This window comes from Paenarthrobacter sp. NPDC018779 (assembly GCF_044391085.1).
Classification (GTDB): Bacteria; Actinomycetota; Actinomycetes; order Actinomycetales; family Micrococcaceae; genus Arthrobacter.
Genome location: NZ_JBIRZS010000013.1, coordinates 28,346 through 44,825, shown reverse-complemented (window position 1 = coordinate 44,825; position 16,480 = coordinate 28,346). Strand labels below are relative to the sequence as shown.

Here is a 16,480-nt window from a genome sequence, read left to right as displayed (position 1 = left end):
ACCTGAACTGCGACCCAGTTGGGTTTACAGGTCCGCGAGGGGCGAGAAGGCCAGCTCGAGGATGAAAGCCACGGCCGCGGTGATGATCGGGGTGACCAGCCAGAAAAGGAGGATCCGGCGCACCAGCCGGCGGTTGGTCACGTGGAAGCGCTGGTTGGTCCCCGCACCCAGGGCCGAGGCCGTGAGGGTGTGCGTGGTGGACAACGGGAAGTGCAGGCCGATCGCGCCGACGAACAGCATCACCGACGTCAGGGTTTGCGCCACGAAGCCCCGCAGCGGATCGATCCGGATCATCCTGTACCCGAGGTTGTGCGAGATCCGCCAGCCCCCGAACAGTGTTCCGGCCGTCAGCATGAGGGCCGTGACGAAGAGGATCCAAAAGGGTACTCCCGCGCCGGATTCGAGTCCCGCCGCCACCAGCGCCAGGAGGAGTACCGCCGTCGTGCGTTGCCCGTCCTGCAGGCCGTGGCCGAACGCAACCGCCGCAGAGGATACTGCCTGTGCGCGTCGGAACCGCCGGTTGATGACGTTTGGCTGGGCGTAGCGGGCGGCCCAGGTGACCGGCCAAACCAGCAGGTAGGCGGCTACGAACGCCAGCACGGGCGAAACCACCAGGGGCAGCACAACCTGCGTCAACAGCACGGAGTCCACACCATCGATGAAGTTGCCGCCTACCAGGACGCTCGCGGCCCCGGCCCCGATCAAGCCGCCCATGAGCGAGTTCGTGGAAGACAGGGGAATGCCCCGCCACCAGGCATAGACGCCCCAGAGGATTGCTGCGGCCAGGGCGGAAGCGAGCATGGTCAAACCACTGGTGCCGGAGGGCAGGGTGATCCAGTCCTGGGTAAACGAGAGCACGAAGCTGCCGCTCAGCATGGCTCCTACGAAGTTGAAAATGACCGCCAGGAGCACGGCAATGGACGGCGTGAGGGCGCGCGTCCTGGTGGAAAGCGCTACGGCGTTCGAGACGTCACGGAAGCCGTTCAGGAACGCGAATCCTGCGGCCAAGCCCACCACGAGGACCAGGATGGCAGTGGTCACGTCATGATTCCTTGACGATGATGCTGCCTACCTGCGTAGCGATTTTCCGCATGTCCTTGGTGACTTCCACCAGTTCGTTGGCGATGTCCCGGTGCCGGGCGTACTGGGTGGACTTCATGTCCTTGAGCATCTCGGCTACCCAGGTCCGGTGCGTCCGCTCGGCCCGCTTGGCAAGCCGCAGGATTTCGATCCAGTAGTCCTCGAGTTCGTCCAGGTCCTCGAGCTTGCGCATGGCATCAACGGTGAGCTCGGCCTGCCGGCTGATGATTTCCAGCTGGTCGGCGGCCCGCTTGGGCAGGCGGTCCAGTTTGTACAGCGCCACGAGTTCACCGGCAGCGTCAAGCTTTTCCATGGCCTCGTTGAGGTGGCGGGACAGTGTGTACATGTCCTCGCGGGGGAGCGGGTTCACAAAGCTGGTGCGCATGTGCGTCAGGAGCGCAAAGTGCAGGTCCAACGACTTGGACTCGTGCTCGTGCAGTTCCTCACTGAGCCGCTCGTGCTCGCTGGCGGGTGCGCCGAGGATCTCCGAGAGCGTACCCGTTGCCGTCACAATGACACCGGCCATCTGCGCGAGAAGTACCAGCCCGGCAGGCTCCTGGGGGAAAAGGCGCAGCTTCATGTCGCTTCCGGTCGGGGGTCGGATGGGCGGCGGGCAGCTTGACTTGACGCTTCCCGTTTCGGTCACAACTTTACCTGTACGCAGGGCGCTGCCGTGTTACGTGGCTTTCCCGGATTGCCGACACGCGGGCACTTCTCCCCATGGCAACTCCCTCGCGTTTTATGGAAATCTAGTGACGTTACCGAATTAATCAACTCAATGGGGGAATTGTGCGTATCAACAATGTAGTGAAGATCACCGGCATCGCCTTTGCCGGAATGCTGGCCTTGAGTGCCTGCGGCGGCGGTACAAGCACGACGGCGGCAGGTTCTTCAGCGTCCGCGTCCTCCGCGCCGTCGGCTTCTTCGGCCTCGCCGTCCGCCTCTGCTTCCGCTGATGGTTCCTCTTCGGGCGCCTACAAGGCCGCTTCCTGGGCCCTCCCGATTTCCGATGCCGGGGACAAGCTCGGCAGCATCAAGGGCGACAGCTTCAGCGTGGACATCTACCAGGTGGCCACGGACGTTGCCTCCAAGGACAGCATGTTCGTGGACAAGGACACCAAGGAGAACCTGCTCAAGAAGGGCGCTCCCGTGGTTTACGTGAACTACGTAGTGACCAACACTTCCTCGGTGGAGATTCCCCTGAGCCACTCGCTCATCACGCCGAACGCCAAATACACGGACTGGAAGTACCTGGGCGGCATGCCCTCGGATTCCAGCAGCGACCAGTTCAAGAAGCACGGGCTGACCAGCTCGGGCATCAAGCTGAAGGAGGAGGCTCCGTTCAAGCTGGCCCCGGGGGAGTCCTTCAACATTGCCGAGAACTTCGCGTACACGGCGGGCAAGGAAGCTGAGGTCTCAGCAACCATGACGCCGGCGGGTGCTGACGGGAAGCTGGACCACGACAAGAAGGAACAAGCGGAAACGAAGATCACCCTGAAGTAGGGCATAAAAATGGTGCCGAACCGGATACGCCTCTCGGCGGTAGGCCGCTCGAAGCGGCTATAAGTTGAAGCCCGGGGGTTTCGCGGTTCGACACCAACTTCAGTTTTCTACGTAGCCGGAGCTAAGTCAACATTGACAGCAGGGGCCGGAAGTGGGTAACTTCCGGCCCCTGTGTCGGCTGCTTTATCGCTAATCGAGTTCGCCCAAACGCCAAGCATTCGCTGCGTGTTCCAGGTCTTCCGCGGTCTTCACCAATTGGTGGGAATTGCGGGTCAGCTTGCTGGCATGGCCCTCGTTGCTGTGCTCGGCACCATCGGCCAGAGTCGCCTGGCCGAGTGCCACCACCCGGCAAAACGCGGCGGAACGTTCCAGCGCGACGTCGAAATCGCCGTCGAACGCTCCAGACAAAATGGCGTCCGCCATGGTCTTCATTTCATCGGCGCCGGGCGGCTCTGCGGCGCCCGCAACCACGTTGGAAACCTGGGCTGTGTCCCGGCCCGCCCGGAAGTAGACGGAGATCCGTTCTGGATTCTGGATGGTGGCAGCGCGGAGTGCGTAGAGCCGCCACAAGGCGCCGGGGAGCGACCGCGCGGGGCTCTCGGCCCACATCTCGGCGATGGCGTCGAGGCCCTGTTCGTCAGCGAGTTTGACCAGCCTGTGGGTGACCTTGGGATCGTCGCTGTCGCGGCCACGCCTCACCAGCGCCTGGGCCGCGAGGTGTGCGGCTTCGGAGACGCGGGCGGGGTCGGCTCCTCCGGCGAACGGTTCAAAATCTATGGGCGCGAAGGGCTTGGGCTTGTGGTGCCTGTTGGCTCCGCCGTACGCGCGTGGTCCTGGCTGTTCGCTCATGAGTTCACCGTACTCCTGTGCCCTGACGCGGTCGAGTAACGGTTGGCTGGGCTGGGTGGGCTGGGTGGTGCTGGGGCTGCTGGGCTGCCTGGCTGCCTGGGTGTGCCGCCGCGACCTGCTTTGCCGCCGACGGCGTGCCGACACGCCGCCCTGGCTGCGCTCCGCCGTCGTACGCTGCCCAAAGTGGGTCGTCACGGTACGCGAGGTTCCGCAGTTCTGTCTCACTGTCGGGTGGGTGTGCGCCGCGACCCACTTTGCCGCCGACGGCGGGCCGACACGCCGCTGTGGCTGCGCTCCGCCGTCGTACGCTGCTCAAAGTAGGTGGCGGCGGCACGGTTCTGTCGCGCCGCTGGCTGTGATGTACAGTATTCATGGCTGTTTAGACAGCTGGAGGGCCTTTAGCTCAGTTGGTAGAGCATCGGACTTTTAATCCGTGGGTCGTGGGTTCGATCCCCACAGGGCCCACCCTCCGAAAACCCCGGGACCACGGTTCCGGGGTTTTCTCTTGCTCAACAGACCAGCAAACCCTTGACGCGCACCCCAAGGCACCCGCAGCATAGTTTCTACAACGTTGTAAATCAGCAAACAGCAGACCCAGAACACAAAGGACGCCCCGCTTGGAAACCCCAGAAAACCCCACGGCCAAAATCACCATCGACCCCGCGTTCGTCGTGGGCCCCGTCCGCAGGAAGACCTTCGGGGCCTTCGTTGAGCACCTGGGCCGCTGCGTGTACACAGGGATCTTCGAGCCTGAGCACCCCACCGCCGATGAAGACGGGTTCCGCACGGATGTCCTGGAACTCACCAAGGAACTTGGCGTCTCCACGGTGCGCTATCCGGGTGGCAACTTCGTGTCCGGCTACCGCTGGGAGGATGGCGTGGGTCCCAAGGATCAGCGCCCCGCCCGCCTGGATCTCGCCTGGCACTCCACGGACCCCAACCTGGTGGGCGTGGACGAGTTTGCCAAGTGGTCGGAAAAGGCTGGGGTCGAGCCCATGATGGCCGTCAACCTGGGCACGCGGGGAACGCAGGAAGCCCTGGACCTGCTGGAGTACTCCAACATCAAGGGTGGAACGGCCCTTTCCGAACAGCGCAAGGCCAATGGCGCCGTCGAGCCCCACAACATCACCATGTGGTGCCTCGGCAACGAGATGGACGGCTTCTGGCAGATCGGCCACAAGAAGGCTGTGGAGTACGCGCGGGTGGCGGCCGAAACAGCGCGGGCCATGCGCATGGTCAACCCGGACCTGGAACTGGTGGCCTGCGGCAGCTCCGCCCCGAGCATGCCCACCTTCGGCGAATGGGAGCGAGTGGTCCTCAATGAGACCTACGAGCTGGTGGACCTCATCTCCGCCCACCAGTACTTCGAGGACTTCGGCGACCTCCAGGAACACCTCTCCGCGGGCCACCGGATGGAAGCCTTCATCAAGGACCTCACATCCCACATCGACCACGTGAAGTCGGCACTCAAGTCCGAAAAGCAGGTCAACATCTCGTTCGACGAGTGGAACGTGTGGCACATGTCCCGCGACGAATCGAAGGCACCCACCGGCGATGACTGGCCCGTGGCTCCCGTCCTGCTGGAGGACCGCTACACCGTCGCAGATGCCGTGGTGGTGGGCGACCTCCTCGTCACCCTCCTGCGCAACACGGACCGTGTCCACGCGGCCAGCCTCGCGCAGCTGGTCAACGTCATCGCCCCGATCATGACCGAGCCGGGTGGCCGTTCCTGGAAGCAGACCACGTTCCACCCCTTCGCACTCACCTCGCGGCACGCCTCCGGCACCGTGCTGAACCTCGCCGTCGAGTCCCCGCTGCTGGAGAGCGGGAAGACGTCCGGCTTCACGGCGCTTTCGGCCGTGGCGACGTATGACAGCGAGGCCAACGAAGCCGTAGTGTTCGCCGTCAACCGCTCGACGACGGACGCGCTCACCTTGGCAGCCGCCGCCGGAAGCCTCGGCGCAAGCAAGGTCATCGAAGCGGTGACGTACACCAACAAGGACCCGTACTGGCAGGCGACGGCAGACGATTCAACCTCGGTCCTGCCGTCGGAAAACGTCAGTGTAAAGCTCGACGGCGGCAAACTCACCGCGGATCTGCCGGCGGTCAGCTGGAGCATGATCCGCCTGCAACTGGGCTAGGCAGACACTAGGCGATCGCCTGCGAACCGTCCTGGAAAATCGGGAAGAGCGAGATCGGCGTGACGGTGGCCTCGGTGGCCGGTTCCGGTTCCTCAACGGGGACCGGAGCCGGGCTGCCGGCAGGGACCACGTCCATGGACTCGATGTCCAGCAATCGACGGTTCCCGGTCTCATCCTGCAGCCAGAACAGGCCCGTGCCGGCGATGGTTTTTACCACCACACCCCGGTGGAAAAGGCGGCCGTTATGCCAGGCCTCGATGTGTTCGCCTGCGTTCAACGCGTGCGGCTCGGCTTCACTGCCCGGCAACGTGCCGAAAGCCTGCGCCAAGCTGGCCTGTGTCTTCAGCGCCTGGAAAAGGTCTGTGTTTGCGATGCCCATGGTTGCTCCCCCTCGGCTGGCTTCTTTGGCTCTTGGCCCAGCCTCTCGCATTCATGTTGCAGGCTCGTTGCAGGGGTATGAGCGGTGTGTGACAGCTACGGGGCCAGGGGTTCTTCCGGCGTCAAGGGGCCAAGCTCATCGGTGTAGGGGGCGTGTGGTCCCGTGGGGCTGTCCCACAGTTCGTTGGCGGCGAACGCCAGGATGTCGCGCTGGAACGCAGGTATGGAGAGAAGGCCTTGCAGGTACGCCTCGACTTCCAGTTCGCCCATGGACCCGCCGACGCTGACGTAATGCAGCCACAGGGATTCGGTACTGATGCTTCCGGCCGTCAGCACTGCTTGGAGCCCCCGGCTCTGCTCAGGTTCACTGCTGTCGAAGCCCATGTCTTGCGCCTTGACGATCGCCGGTGCCCGGAAATCGCTAGACAGCCGAGCATTTCTTCCAGACTAAACCTTTACGCGCGGGTAGGCGCAGTTTCCTAGGATGTATTCCAAGATTCCCAGCCTGCAACGCTGGAACCCGAACTGAAGGAGTGGCTTTGGCCGTCACCATGAACGACGTCGCGCGGGCCGCCGGTGTTTCCCTGAAGACGGTCTCCAACGTCATCAACAATTACGAGTTCATCCGGCCCACCACCAAGCAACGCGTCCTGGACGCCATCGATGAGCTCGGCTACGAAGCCAACCTGACTGCCCGCAGCCTCCGTTCCGGCAAGACGAGCATGTTGGGCCTGGTCCTGGCCGACCTCAACATTCCGTACTACGCCGAGCTGGCCAGCGACGTCATGAAGGCCGCATGGCAGCGCGGATACAGGGTGCTGGTGGAACAGTCCGGCAACGAGGCCGACCATGAACGGGCGGCGCTCCAGGGCCAGTTCCGCAGCCTCACCGACGGCCTGCTGTTCATCCCGTTGGCCCTGGACGCGGACCAGATCATCGAGGCCGCGGGCAAGAAGCCCTTGGTCCTTCTGGGCGAATTCGTCCAGGATCCCCGGCTGGATATGGTCCTCATCCGGAACCACGACGCGGCAGCGGCGGTCACCACCCACCTGCTCTCGGCCGGCCGCCGTCGTATAGCCGTCCTGGGAGCGCACGACGGCGACACCACCGGTACCAGCGGCCTCCGCCTTACCGGGTACAAGGCTGCGCTCGCTGCCGCGGGAGTGGAGTATGACCCCGCCTTGGTGGTGCCGTGCGATTGGCGGCGGGACGGTGGCGCGGAGGCGATCGGCCGCCTGTTGGAGAGAGGGGTTGGCTTCGACGCCGTTTTCGGTTTGAACGATGCGGTAGCTTTGGGTGCGCTGCACGCCTTACAGATGCGCGGCATGGATGTTCCGGGGGAGATTGCCGTGGCCGGCTTCGATGACATCGATGAGGCCCGCTTCTCCTCGCCCTCCCTCACCACCGTGGCGCCGGGCCGTACGGAAATCGCGGAGCGCGCCGTCGAACTCTTGATCCAGCGGATCGAAGGCAAGGGCAGTGCCGTGGAACAGCCCGAGGCGGCGTTCTCGCTGCGCGTCCGGCAGTCCGCGCCGTAGGCATTACTGTCGAAGGATGAACCACGCAGTTCCCGCTGAAGTTGTCACGCCCGCCATCCTGATTGATGTGGATATCCTCGACCGCAACATCGAGCGAATGTCGCAGAGCATGCTCAAACGCGGTCTGCGTCTCCGGCCGCATGCGAAGACTCACAAGACCTTGGACATCGCGGCAAAGCAGCTCGCTGCCGGCGCTTTTGGCCTGACCGTCGCCACGATCGGCGAGGCTGAGGTCTTTGCCGACGGTGGCGCAACGGACATCTTTATCGCCTACCCGCTGTGGGTGGAGGCTTCTCACGCTGAGCGGTTGCGGAAGCTCGCGTCGAAATGCTCCCTTGCTTTGGGCGTTGATTCTTCGGAAAGCGCCACGCAGCTTGGCAGGCAGTTGGGGGTTGACGCCCATGACATCAACGTCCTGATCGAGGTGGACAGCGGACACCATCGCAGTGGCGTGCTGCCCACGGAAGTGGTGGATGTGGCGGAAGCTGCCGCGCGAGCCGGGCTTTCCGTCGCCGGAGTTTTCACCTTCCCGGGACACAGCTATAAGCCAGGAATGCCCACCGGCGCAGCCAGCAACGAAAACGAAGCCCTTGGCGTGGCCGCTACGGCCTTGGCTGATGCCGGCTTCGAGGTGCGGATCAACAGCGGGGGATCCACTCCGACCGCCCTCATCGACTCGGAGACCGTCGCCACTGAACTACGGCCCGGCGTCTACGTTTTCGGCGACGCCCAGCAGTTGGAACTGGAGCGGTGTGCTTGGGAGGACATCGCCCTTACCGTGGCGGCCACCGTGGTCAGCCGGCACGAGGCAAGCGGCGGCAACGTTCGCCGGATAGTGGTGGATGCCGGAAGCAAGATCCTTGGCAGCGACCGGCCGGATTGGGCAACGGGTTACGGGCGGTTGCCGGAGTATCCAGAGGCACGGATCACGGCTCTTTCCGAGCACCACGCGACTGTTGTGTGGCCTGAATCGGAGCAGCTTCCGGAACTGGGCCAGCGCCTCCGGGTGATCCCCAACCACGTGTGCCTGGCGATGAACTTGGTGGACGAGGTTTCTGTTGTCCGCGGCGGCGCCGTGGTGGACACGTGGAAGGTCGCGGCCCGGGGGAAGAACAACTAAGCCCCGATGAGGTGACCTGTGAAGTAGCGCGAGTGCGTCTTCTCGACGGTTTCGAGGGAATCGCTGTTGAGGGATACGATCTCCCACTCGCGGCTTTCACGCTCCCGTTCGAGCTGCAGACGGAGTTTAAGGGCCTCCCTATGCCCGAGCCGCCCAGGGAACTCTGTGACGATCCGATCGCCAGTACGTCTGTTGTATTTGATTACGAAACCAGCCAACTGATCATCACCTTCCTGTCTCTCGGATCGTATCAAAGGTAGCTTTGAGCGAGTCCATTTGCCCCCGGATACTCTTTTCGGACGCCAAGACAACGTTGCGTAGTTCTTCAAGTTGGATTGCCTGCCTGGCCGCATGCTGATCGTGGAAGTCGTAGTCGCGTGTTCCTGGATCGTATTGAGCCACCACACTGCGGGTGGTCGCCAACGACGATTCGAGGGGAAGCAGTCCGTTGCGGGCAGACTCAAGTTGTCGAATCCCGTCTACAGAAATTTCTTGAAGGTCCGTGACAAATTTCTTCAAGCTGGGATCATCGGGAAACGCTCCGTACCTTATGTCCCGTCCCAAGACGTCCGCGGCGGACTCATACATGTTTGCCCAGGAGCTCTGCATGTGGGTTCTGATTTGAACCTCAACCCGCACAGGCAACCTCAGCCAAAGGTGAACTGCGCGGTAGCCACTGTGCGGCTGTGTCCTGAGATCGTGCATGCAACGTTCCGGGCTGTGCCCGAAAAGGCCTGATATCGCCGTGGCTACGGCATCCTGTTCATCAAGGCTCATTTCAGCCTCGAATCGTACCCCCGCAATGTCTTGGACATTGGAGAGCGGCGTGTTTCGGTCTCTGACCAATTTCTGCCGAAGAGTGTCGATTGTTTTGGGCCTGGACGTGACCTCGAATGGCCGACGGTCCAACAGCGTGGTCCAGTCCAAACCGGCAATTAGCTCTTGAGTTTCGGCGGCGACGTCGTTGTAGTACAGCATGACATCGTCGTAGGACGGCAGTCCGGGCTTTGCAGTTAAGCCGTCCCTTATCGATTCCCCCAGCTTTCTCAGCTGCTTCGCCGACCACGGGGGAATTTCCATGTCTGAAGTCTATGTCGGGAACTTTTCCGGGCTAAGCACAGTGGTGTTGCCTGTGGATAGATGGACGCTGCACTGGTGGGCGCACGAAAAAGCGGCGGGTGGGAAATCCCACCCGCCGCTTCGTGTGTTCGCCCGTTAGTTGATGGGTGTGGGTGGTTGTTCGCCGCCGAGTACGGCGAGGGTGTTGGTGGCTGCGAGGACTGCCATGGCGGTGCGGGTTTCGACGGTGGCGGAGCCCAGGTGGGGGACGAGGGCTACGTTTTCCAACTCGAGGAGCCAGGGGTGGACTTTGGGTTCTTGTTCGAAGACGTCCAGGCCTGCGCCGGCGATCTGGCCTTCGCGCAGGGCCAGGGCGAGGGCGGCTTCGTCGATGATGGGTCCGCGTGCGGTGTTGACCAGGTACGCGGTGTCCTTCATGGCCGCGAGTTGCTCGGCGCCGATCAGGTGGTGGGTGTTCGGTCCGTACGGGCAGTGCAGGGACACGACGTCGGAGATCGCCAGGAGTTCGTCGAGTTCCACGCGGCGGGCGCCGAGTTCGGCTGCGATGGTGGGGTCGATTTCGCTGCGGGACTGGTAGACGACTTCCATGCCGAAGGCCTTGGCGCGGCGTGCGGTGGCGATACCGATGCCGCCCATGCCCACGACGCCCAGGGTTTTGCCTTGCAGGCTGGAGCCGAGCAGGAAGAACATGCCCCATTTCCAGGATTTTCCGGCGCGGATGAGCCGTTCGCCTTCGCCGAGGCGCCGGGTGGCCATGAGGATGAGCCCGAACGCGATGTCCGCGGTGGCTTCGGTGAGCACGCCGGGGGTGTTGGTGGCGGTGATCCCGCGTTCGGTGCAGGCCGGGACGTCGATGTTGTCATAGCCCACGGCGACGTTGGAGACGACCTTCAGTTGCGGGCCGGCGGCGTCGAGCAGTTCGGCGTCGACGCGTTCGGTGAGCAGGCTGACGATCGCGTCGGCTCCGGCCACGCGGCGGAGGAGTTCCTCGCGGCTGATGGACCCTTCACCTTCCCAGGCCAGGACATCGTGGTGGGCGCGGAGGTTTTCGAGGGCGGCTTCGGGGATGCGTCCCGTGACGACGACGCGGCTCATGCGCTTGCGATCCATTCACGCAGCCGGCCCAGGCCTTCCTGGATGGCCGGTGTTTCAATACCGGAGTAGGCCAGGCGGATGTACTGGCGTTCCTCGCCGGGGAGGCGCCGGCCGAAGTGCTCGCGGGTGCAGAAGGACACGCCGGTCTTGTACAGGGCGTCGGAGGCGAAATCGCCCACAGCCGTGTAGCCCAGGCGGGCCATGGCTTCGGTGACGTCGGGGAAGAGGTAGAACGTGGACTGCGGAACAGCGACGCTCATGCCGGGGATGCTGTTGACGATCTCGCAGGCGGCGTCGCGGCGGCCCTTGAGGATGTCCAGCATGTCCTGGACGGGTTCCTGGGGTCCGCGGAGCGCTTCGATGCCTGCCCACTGGACGTAGTGGGTGGTGCAGGACTCATCGTTGGTGTTCAACGTGGACAGCACCTGGGCGATCTCCTTGGGGGCCACGGCGCAGCCCAGGCGGGAGCCGGTCATGGCGAACTTCTTGGAGAACGTGTACAGGATCACGGTGCGCTCGGCCATGCCCGGGATGGAGGTGATGGAGGAAGATTCGCCTTCGTAGCGGGTTTCGAAGTAGGCCTCGTCGGAGAGGACCCAGAGATCGTGCTCGATCGCGATCTGGGCGATCGCTTCACGCTCGGCGGCGGTGGACTCGGCCGAGATCGGGTTCTGCAGGTCGTTGTAGATGATCGCGGTGGTGTTCGGGGTGATCGAGGCCCGGACCTGGTCCAGGTCGATCGCGAAGCCCTTGGACGTGGGCACGTAACGGTAAGGAACCGCGGTGCCGCCGAGGTATTCGATCTGGGATTCGTAGATCGGGAAGCCGGGGTTGGGGTAGAGGACTTCCTCGCCGGGGTTCATCACGGCTTGGAGGAATTTGGTGATGACGGGCTTGCCGCCGGTCATGACCACCACGTTCTCCGGGGAGAATTCGATGCCGCGGCGGGATCCGATGTCCTCGGCCAGGGCTTCGCGCAGCTGCGGGATGCCCGGGCCCGGGCAGTAACCGGTGTACCCATCGGCGATGGCCTTGTTCATCGCTTCAATGATGTGCGGGGCTGTCGGGATGTTGATGTCACCCAAGTGGAAGGGGTAGACGAGGTTGCCCTTCGCCTTCCAGGCAGCGGCGGCCTGCGCGACGCTGAAAGCAGTTTCGGTGCCCAGGCGTTCAAGCCGGTGTGCGAGTTTCTGCATGTGCGGTATAACTCCTCATCGAGCTGGTCACGCTTGTAGCGTGAAGTACGCAACTAGTATATTAGTGATGTATCAGGCTGTCTATGGGTTGCCGGAGAATTTCCTGCTGCCCGCCGCCTCCCTGCGGCATCAGTTTTCTGACACACTCAGAGCCATGCAGTCGCTGCTTGAGGGGCTCCTCCACGCCAGTCCCCTGGTGGTGGCCTGCATAGTTTTCGCGCTGGTCTTTGCCGAGGATGCGCTCTTCATCGGTTTCGTTATCCCCGGGGAAACGGCGGCGGTCATCGGCGGAGTCTTCGCCAGCCAAGGTGACCTCCCGCTCTGGGTCATGATCCTGGTGGTGGTAGCTGCCGCCATCCTCGGTGACACCGTGGGATACGAAATCGGAAAACACCTGGGCCCGCGGATCATGCGGATGAAGATCCTCGACAAGCGACGTGCCCGACTGCAAAAAGCCGAGGACTTCCTCGCCCGGCGGGGCGGCCTGGCCGTTTTCCTCGGACGATTCACGGCGTTCTTCCGTGCCGTCATGCCCGCTCTCGCCGGCTTGAGCCAAATGCCCTACCGCCGCTTCGCCGCGTGGAACTTCACCGGCGGCATTGTTTGGGGCAGCCTGTTCGTCACCATCGGCTTCCTTGCGGGGAGTTCCTACGAGGAAGTTGCCCGCACCTTCGGCCGCGGCGCCGCGCTGGTAGTCGCGGGCATCGCCGTCGTACTTCTCTTGATCTGGCAGGTACGGAAGCACCGCGCGGAGGGGAAATCGAAGGCCGGTCCGCAGGACTAGGAAACGCGGACGAAACTTTGCAAGTCATACGCTGGTCGCAATTCGTTGGCGGGTATCTCAAGTAGATATGTCAGACGTTTGGGGCTATAAGAGAAGTAGCGCCCGACGTCCTCGGCTGTTCCAGCCTCGAGTGATCAGACGTCCGTCTGCGCAGCACCAGGAAGTTTGAAGGAGAACCTATGCATCTTTTGCCGCGTGAGCAGGAAAAACTCATGATCGTGGTGGCGGCTGACCTTGCCCGGCGCAGACAGGCCCGCGGGTTGAAACTGAACTACCCGGAGGCAGTCGCGATCATCAGCTACGAGCTCATCGAAGGTGCCCGCGACGGCAAAACCGTTGCTGAACTGATGAGCTATGGAACCACGCTCCTCCGGCGCGAAGACGTGATGGAAGGCATCCCGGAGATGATCCACGACGTCCAGATCGAAGCCACTTTCCCCGACGGCACCAAGCTCGTCACCGTCCACGACCCCATCCGCTAGGAGCCCGCATGATCCCCGGAGAGTACCGGCTCCAACCCGGAGCCATCGTCTGCAACAGCGGCCGTGATGCGATCGCCGTCGAGGTGGTGAACCGCGGCGACCGTCCCGTCCAGATCGGTTCGCACTACCACTTCGCCGAAGCGAATGGCGCCCTCGAGTTCGACCGCGAAGCCGCGTACGGCCGCCGCCTGGACATCCCGGCCGGCACCGCCGCACGCTTCGAACCCGGCGACACCAAGACCGTCCACTTGATCGATTTGGCGGGTACGCGCGAAGTCTTCGGGCTGCGCAACGCAGTTAATGGAAAGCTCGACGGCGGCACGCGCCCGGGTGCGCCCGTCACCGAAGGAGACGCCGAATGAGCTTCGAGATTTCACGCAAGCAATACTCCCAGCTGTACGGACCCACCACCGGCGACGCCATCCGCTTGGCGGACACGGAACTGTTCCTCGAAATCGAGAAGGATTACACAGCGTACGGCGAAGAAGTGGTGTTCGGCGGCGGCAAGGTGATCCGGGACGGCATGGGCCAGAACGGCCAGGTCACCCGGGAACAGGCCGTGCCGGATACGGTGATCACCAACGTGATCGTGCTGGACTACACCGGTATCTACAAGGCCGATGTTGCGCTCAAGGACGGCCACATCTTCAAGATCGGGAAGGCCGGCAACCCGCAGATCACCGACGGCGTGGACATCGTGATTGGCTCCAGCACGGAGATCATCGCAGGCGAGCGGAAGATTCTCACGGCTGGCGGCATCGATACCCACATCCACTACATCTCCCCGGAGCAGGTCCCCACGGCTCTCTGCAACGGCGTGACCACCATGGTGGGCGGTGGAACCGGCCCAGCGGAAGGCACCAAAGCCACCACCATCACGCCCGGTCCTTGGCACATCTCCCGCATGCTGCAGGCTGTTGAGGGACTGCCCATCAACATCGGCATCTTTGGGAAGGGACACGCATCCGCCGTCGAGCCCCTCGCAGAGCAGATCCGCGCGGGCGCCGTCGGCCTCAAAGTCCATGAGGACTGGGGCGCCACCACCTCGTCGATCGATATGTCCCTGCGTGTGGCTGACGAATACGACGTCCAGGTGGCCATCCACACGGACACCCTGAATGAGTGCGGCTTCGTGGAAGACACCATTGCCGCGATTGACGGACGCGTCATCCACACCTTCCACACCGAAGGTGCCGGTGGCGGCCATGCTCCGGACATCATCAAGATCGCCGGGCTGCCCAACGTCCTTCCGGCCTCAACCAACCCCACCCTGCCGTATACGAAGAACACCATCGAAGAGCACCTGGACATGCTCATGGTGTGCCACCACCTCAACCCGGACATTCCCGAGGACGTGGCATTCGCCGACTCCCGCATCCGGGCTGAAACCATCGCCGCCGAGGACGTGCTCCACGATCTGGGCGTCTTCGCGATCACCTCCTCCGACTCCCAGGCCATGGGCCGCGTGGGTGAAGTGGTGACGCGTACTTGGCAGGTGGCTGACGCCATGAAACGCCAACGCGGAGTTCTGCACGATCCCAGCGGTGCCTTGCACGGCTCACCGGACAGCGACAACTTCCGGCTCAAGCGGTACGTGGCCAAATACACCATCAACCCGGCCATCGCGCAGGGCATGGCGGACAGTATCGGCTCAGTGGAACCCGGTAAGTTCGCCGACCTGGTGCTGTGGGACCCGGCGTTCTTCGGTGTGAAGCCGGAGGTGGTGATCAAGGGCGGCCAGATCGCCTACGCCCTCATGGGCGATTCCAACGGTTCCATCCCTACACCCCAGCCACGCACCATGCGGCCCATGTTCGCTACGTACGGCAAGGCGCTCCAACGGTCGTCCATCACGTTCCTGTCCAAGGCCGCCATTGAGGCCGGAGTGCCCGGCGAACTTGGCCTGGAACGGGTCATCCGTCCCGTCAGCGGAATCCGGGACGTACGCAAGGCGGACCTGAAGCACAACGGCGAAACCCCGGACATCGTGGTGGATCCCGAAACCTACAAGGTCACCGTGGACGGCGTCGAAGCAAGCTGCGAACCCTCAGACGTGCTGCCCATGGCGCAGCGCTACTTCCTCTTCTAGGACAACCATGATCATCGAAAAAATCCTGGGCAACCTGCACGAGCTGCCCCAAGAAACCTACGCGGGACACCACAAAGAGAAAGTGGTGCTGCCTAGCGCTTTGCTGGTTAAACGCATCCAAAGAGTCACCACGGACCACGGCAAGGAACTCGGCATCCGCCTCCCTTCGGGCACCGGCGATCTCCGCGACGGCGACATCCTGGCCATTGAGGACGCCAACCTGATTGTGGTCTCCGTGCTGCCCACCGATGTCCTGGTCATCGCGCCCCGGACCATCCACGAAATGGGCGTCGTGGCGCACTCCCTGGGCAACCGGCACCTGCAGGCACAGTTCTTCGACGCATCTTCCGAGTACGGTGCCGAAGTCATGGTGTGCCAGTACGACCACACCGTAGAGGACTATCTCAGGCATGTTGGCGTGCCCTATGAGAGGCAGGAGCGGGTGATGCCGGTGCCATTCCGCCATGCAGAACACACGCACTGATTACCAGCTGGCGCTGCAGCAACTGACCGACTCCGCCTTGCCTACGGGCGCGTTCGCTCATTCCTTGGGCTTCGAGGGCTACATCGAACGGGATCTCGTGACGGACGAGGCTTCCTTCGGTCGGTGGCTTGACGCTTTCATCGGGCAGCAGCTGACGTACTCGGATGGATTGGCAATCCGTTTCCTCTACGAAGGGATCAGCCTGGTTGAACTGGACGAGGTTTTGACAGGGTGCTTGCTGGCCCGGGAAGTACGCGAAGCTTCCGTAAAAATGGGTGGCCGGCTCCTGGAAATCGGGGGCGAGGTGTTCCCCTCTCCCGAGCTCGACGCTTACCGCACCTTGGTGACCGAAGGCCGCGCCGCAGGTCACCAGCCGCTGGCGTTCGCCGTCGTCGCACGTTCCCTGGGGGTCCCGCTCGGCGAGGCGCTGGCCGCCTACTTCTTCGCGACCGTCACCTCACTGACGCAAAACGCGGTACGCGCCATCCCGCTCGGCCAGAACGCCGGGCAACGGGTGCTGCGGAAGGCGCACGACGCCGTTGCTGCCGCCGTCGATTCTGTCCCGCACCTCAGCTGGGACGACTTCGGCGCGGTGAGCCCCGGACTGGAAATTTCACAAATGCGGCACGAGCGGCAACGCGCCCGCATGTTCATGAGCTAA

The 16,480-nt window shown here is 63.3% G+C and carries 18 protein-coding genes and 1 tRNA gene; 11 read left to right on the top strand and 8 right to left on the bottom strand.

Annotated elements, in window-relative coordinates; translation table 11 throughout:
* Nucleotides 1–24: 24 nt before the first annotated feature.
* Both ACH488_RS14160 and ACH488_RS14155 read right to left on the bottom strand, forming a co-directional pair.
* Nucleotides 25–1,041, bottom strand: a complete 1,017-nt coding sequence (locus ACH488_RS14160) for an anion permease (protein ID WP_397325124.1) — start codon at nucleotides 1,039–1,041, stop codon at nucleotides 25–27.
* Between the two features lies 1 nt (nucleotide 1,042).
* Nucleotides 1,043–1,660 carry a DUF47 domain-containing protein gene (locus tag ACH488_RS14155; RefSeq protein WP_397325123.1) on the bottom strand — a complete coding sequence of 206 codons (618 nt, stop codon included), beginning with the start codon at nucleotides 1,658–1,660 and terminating at the stop codon, nucleotides 1,043–1,045.
* A gap of 209 nt (nucleotides 1,661–1,869) precedes the next feature.
* Between ACH488_RS14155 and ACH488_RS14150 the strand changes: the two genes are divergently transcribed.
* Entirely contained in the window at nucleotides 1,870–2,583 is a 714-nt protein-coding gene (locus tag ACH488_RS14150; RefSeq protein WP_397325121.1) for a hypothetical protein, read from the top strand.
* 189 nt (nucleotides 2,584–2,772) lie between these two features.
* On the opposite strand, the gene ACH488_RS14145 is transcribed toward ACH488_RS14150, so the two are convergent.
* Nucleotides 2,773–3,432: a hypothetical protein gene (locus ACH488_RS14145; RefSeq protein WP_397325246.1), complete on the bottom strand. Its 660-nt coding sequence runs from the start codon at nucleotides 3,430–3,432 to the stop codon at nucleotides 2,773–2,775.
* A 392-nt stretch (nucleotides 3,433–3,824) separates the two neighbouring features.
* Between ACH488_RS14145 and ACH488_RS14140 the strand changes: the two genes are divergently transcribed.
* Both ACH488_RS14140 and ACH488_RS14135 read left to right on the top strand, forming a co-directional pair.
* A tRNA-Lys gene (locus tag ACH488_RS14140) sits at nucleotides 3,825–3,897 on the top strand.
* A 152-nt stretch (nucleotides 3,898–4,049) separates the two neighbouring features.
* Entirely contained in the window at nucleotides 4,050–5,573 is a 1,524-nt protein-coding gene (locus ACH488_RS14135; protein ID WP_397325120.1) for an alpha-N-arabinofuranosidase, read from the top strand.
* 7 nt (nucleotides 5,574–5,580) lie between these two features.
* Here ACH488_RS14135 and ACH488_RS14130 read toward each other — a convergent pair whose 3' ends face one another.
* Together ACH488_RS14130 and ACH488_RS14125 are read right to left on the bottom strand one after the other, a co-directional pair.
* The gene (locus ACH488_RS14130) at nucleotides 5,581–5,952 is read right to left on the bottom strand and encodes a hypothetical protein (protein ID WP_397325119.1); all 372 of its coding nucleotides are present in this window, start codon (nucleotides 5,950–5,952) and stop codon (nucleotides 5,581–5,583) included.
* A 95-nt stretch (nucleotides 5,953–6,047) separates the two neighbouring features.
* Nucleotides 6,048–6,335 carry a hypothetical protein gene (locus ACH488_RS14125; protein ID WP_397325118.1) on the bottom strand — a complete coding sequence of 96 codons (288 nt, stop codon included), beginning with the start codon at nucleotides 6,333–6,335 and terminating at the stop codon, nucleotides 6,048–6,050.
* A gap of 155 nt (nucleotides 6,336–6,490) precedes the next feature.
* Between ACH488_RS14125 and ACH488_RS14120 the strand changes: the two genes are divergently transcribed.
* On the top strand, nucleotides 6,491–7,489 hold the full coding sequence (locus tag ACH488_RS14120; protein ID WP_397325116.1) for a LacI family DNA-binding transcriptional regulator: 999 nt from the start codon (nucleotides 6,491–6,493) through the stop codon (nucleotides 7,487–7,489).
* Nucleotides 7,490–7,505: 16 nt separating this feature from the next.
* Complete coding sequence (locus tag ACH488_RS14115; RefSeq protein ID WP_397325115.1) at nucleotides 7,506–8,609, top strand: D-TA family PLP-dependent enzyme; 1,104 nt, start codon at nucleotides 7,506–7,508, stop codon at nucleotides 8,607–8,609.
* A 225-nt stretch (nucleotides 8,610–8,834) separates the two neighbouring features.
* On the opposite strand, the gene ACH488_RS14110 is transcribed toward ACH488_RS14115, so the two are convergent.
* The 3 genes from ACH488_RS14110 to ACH488_RS14100 all read right to left on the bottom strand — a co-directional run bounded on the left by ACH488_RS14110 (nucleotide 8,835) and on the right by ACH488_RS14100 (nucleotide 11,980).
* Nucleotides 8,835–9,689, bottom strand: coding sequence for a hypothetical protein (locus ACH488_RS14110; protein WP_397325114.1), 855 nt, complete (start codon nucleotides 9,687–9,689; stop codon nucleotides 8,835–8,837).
* A 135-nt stretch (nucleotides 9,690–9,824) separates the two neighbouring features.
* Nucleotides 9,825–10,784 carry a 2-hydroxyacid dehydrogenase gene (locus ACH488_RS14105; protein ID WP_397325112.1) on the bottom strand — a complete coding sequence of 320 codons (960 nt, stop codon included), beginning with the start codon at nucleotides 10,782–10,784 and terminating at the stop codon, nucleotides 9,825–9,827.
* On the bottom strand, nucleotides 10,781–11,980 hold the full coding sequence (locus ACH488_RS14100; protein ID WP_397325111.1) for a pyridoxal phosphate-dependent aminotransferase: 1,200 nt from the start codon (nucleotides 11,978–11,980) through the stop codon (nucleotides 10,781–10,783). Before ACH488_RS14100 ends, ACH488_RS14105 begins: the two co-directional genes overlap by 4 nt.
* A gap of 154 nt (nucleotides 11,981–12,134) precedes the next feature.
* On the opposite strand from ACH488_RS14100, the gene ACH488_RS14095 reads away from it, so the two are divergent.
* The 6 genes from ACH488_RS14095 to ACH488_RS14070 all read left to right on the top strand — a co-directional run bounded on the left by ACH488_RS14095 (nucleotide 12,135) and on the right by ACH488_RS14070 (nucleotide 16,480).
* Nucleotides 12,135–12,764, top strand: a complete 630-nt coding sequence (locus ACH488_RS14095) for a DedA family protein (protein ID WP_397325110.1) — start codon at nucleotides 12,135–12,137, stop codon at nucleotides 12,762–12,764.
* A 179-nt stretch (nucleotides 12,765–12,943) separates the two neighbouring features.
* Entirely contained in the window at nucleotides 12,944–13,246 is a 303-nt protein-coding gene (locus ACH488_RS14090) for an urease subunit gamma (RefSeq protein ID WP_397325109.1), read from the top strand.
* Nucleotides 13,247–13,254: 8 nt separating this feature from the next.
* Complete coding sequence (locus tag ACH488_RS14085) at nucleotides 13,255–13,608, top strand: urease subunit beta (protein ID WP_397325108.1); 354 nt, start codon at nucleotides 13,255–13,257, stop codon at nucleotides 13,606–13,608.
* The gene (ureC, locus tag ACH488_RS14080) at nucleotides 13,605–15,335 is read left to right on the top strand and encodes an urease subunit alpha (RefSeq protein ID WP_397325107.1); all 1,731 of its coding nucleotides are present in this window, start codon (nucleotides 13,605–13,607) and stop codon (nucleotides 15,333–15,335) included. The genes ACH488_RS14085 and ureC overlap by 4 nt, the downstream gene beginning before the upstream one ends.
* A 7-nt stretch (nucleotides 15,336–15,342) precedes the next feature.
* Nucleotides 15,343–15,819 (top strand): urease accessory protein UreE, encoded by a 477-nt coding sequence (gene ureE, locus ACH488_RS14075; RefSeq protein WP_397325106.1) that lies wholly within the window; start codon nucleotides 15,343–15,345, stop codon nucleotides 15,817–15,819.
* A complete protein-coding gene (locus tag ACH488_RS14070) occupies nucleotides 15,800–16,480 on the top strand; it encodes an urease accessory protein UreF (RefSeq protein WP_397325104.1) in 681 nt (226 codons plus the stop codon). Before ureE ends, ACH488_RS14070 begins: the two co-directional genes overlap by 20 nt.

Coding starts and splice junctions, on each gene's coding strand:
- ACH488_RS14155 (WP_397325123.1), bottom strand. CDS start 1,660: ATGAAGCTGCGCCTTTTCCCCCAGGAGCCTGCCGGGCTGGTACTTCTC.
- ACH488_RS14145 (WP_397325246.1), bottom strand. CDS start 3,432: ATGAGCGAACAGCCAGGACCACGCGCGTACGGCGGAGCCAACAGGCAC.
- ACH488_RS14130 (WP_397325119.1), bottom strand. CDS start 5,952: ATGGGCATCGCAAACACAGACCTTTTCCAGGCGCTGAAGACACAGGCC.
- ACH488_RS14125 (WP_397325118.1), bottom strand. CDS start 6,335: ATGGGCTTCGACAGCAGTGAACCTGAGCAGAGCCGGGGGCTCCAAGCA.
- ACH488_RS14115 (WP_397325115.1), top strand. CDS start 7,506: ATGAACCACGCAGTTCCCGCTGAAGTTGTCACGCCCGCCATCCTGATT.
- ACH488_RS14110 (WP_397325114.1), bottom strand. CDS start 9,689: ATGGAAATTCCCCCGTGGTCGGCGAAGCAGCTGAGAAAGCTGGGGGAA.
- ACH488_RS14105 (WP_397325112.1), bottom strand. CDS start 10,784: ATGAGCCGCGTCGTCGTCACGGGACGCATCCCCGAAGCCGCCCTCGAA.
- ACH488_RS14100 (WP_397325111.1), bottom strand. CDS start 11,980: ATGCAGAAACTCGCACACCGGCTTGAACGCCTGGGCACCGAAACTGCT.
- ACH488_RS14095 (WP_397325110.1), top strand. CDS start 12,135: ATGCAGTCGCTGCTTGAGGGGCTCCTCCACGCCAGTCCCCTGGTGGTG.
- ACH488_RS14090 (WP_397325109.1), top strand. CDS start 12,944: ATGCATCTTTTGCCGCGTGAGCAGGAAAAACTCATGATCGTGGTGGCG.
- ACH488_RS14085 (WP_397325108.1), top strand. CDS start 13,255: ATGATCCCCGGAGAGTACCGGCTCCAACCCGGAGCCATCGTCTGCAAC.
- ureC (WP_397325107.1), top strand. CDS start 13,605: ATGAGCTTCGAGATTTCACGCAAGCAATACTCCCAGCTGTACGGACCC.
- ureE (WP_397325106.1), top strand. CDS start 15,343: ATGATCATCGAAAAAATCCTGGGCAACCTGCACGAGCTGCCCCAAGAA.
- ACH488_RS14070 (WP_397325104.1), top strand. CDS start 15,800: ATGCAGAACACACGCACTGATTACCAGCTGGCGCTGCAGCAACTGACC.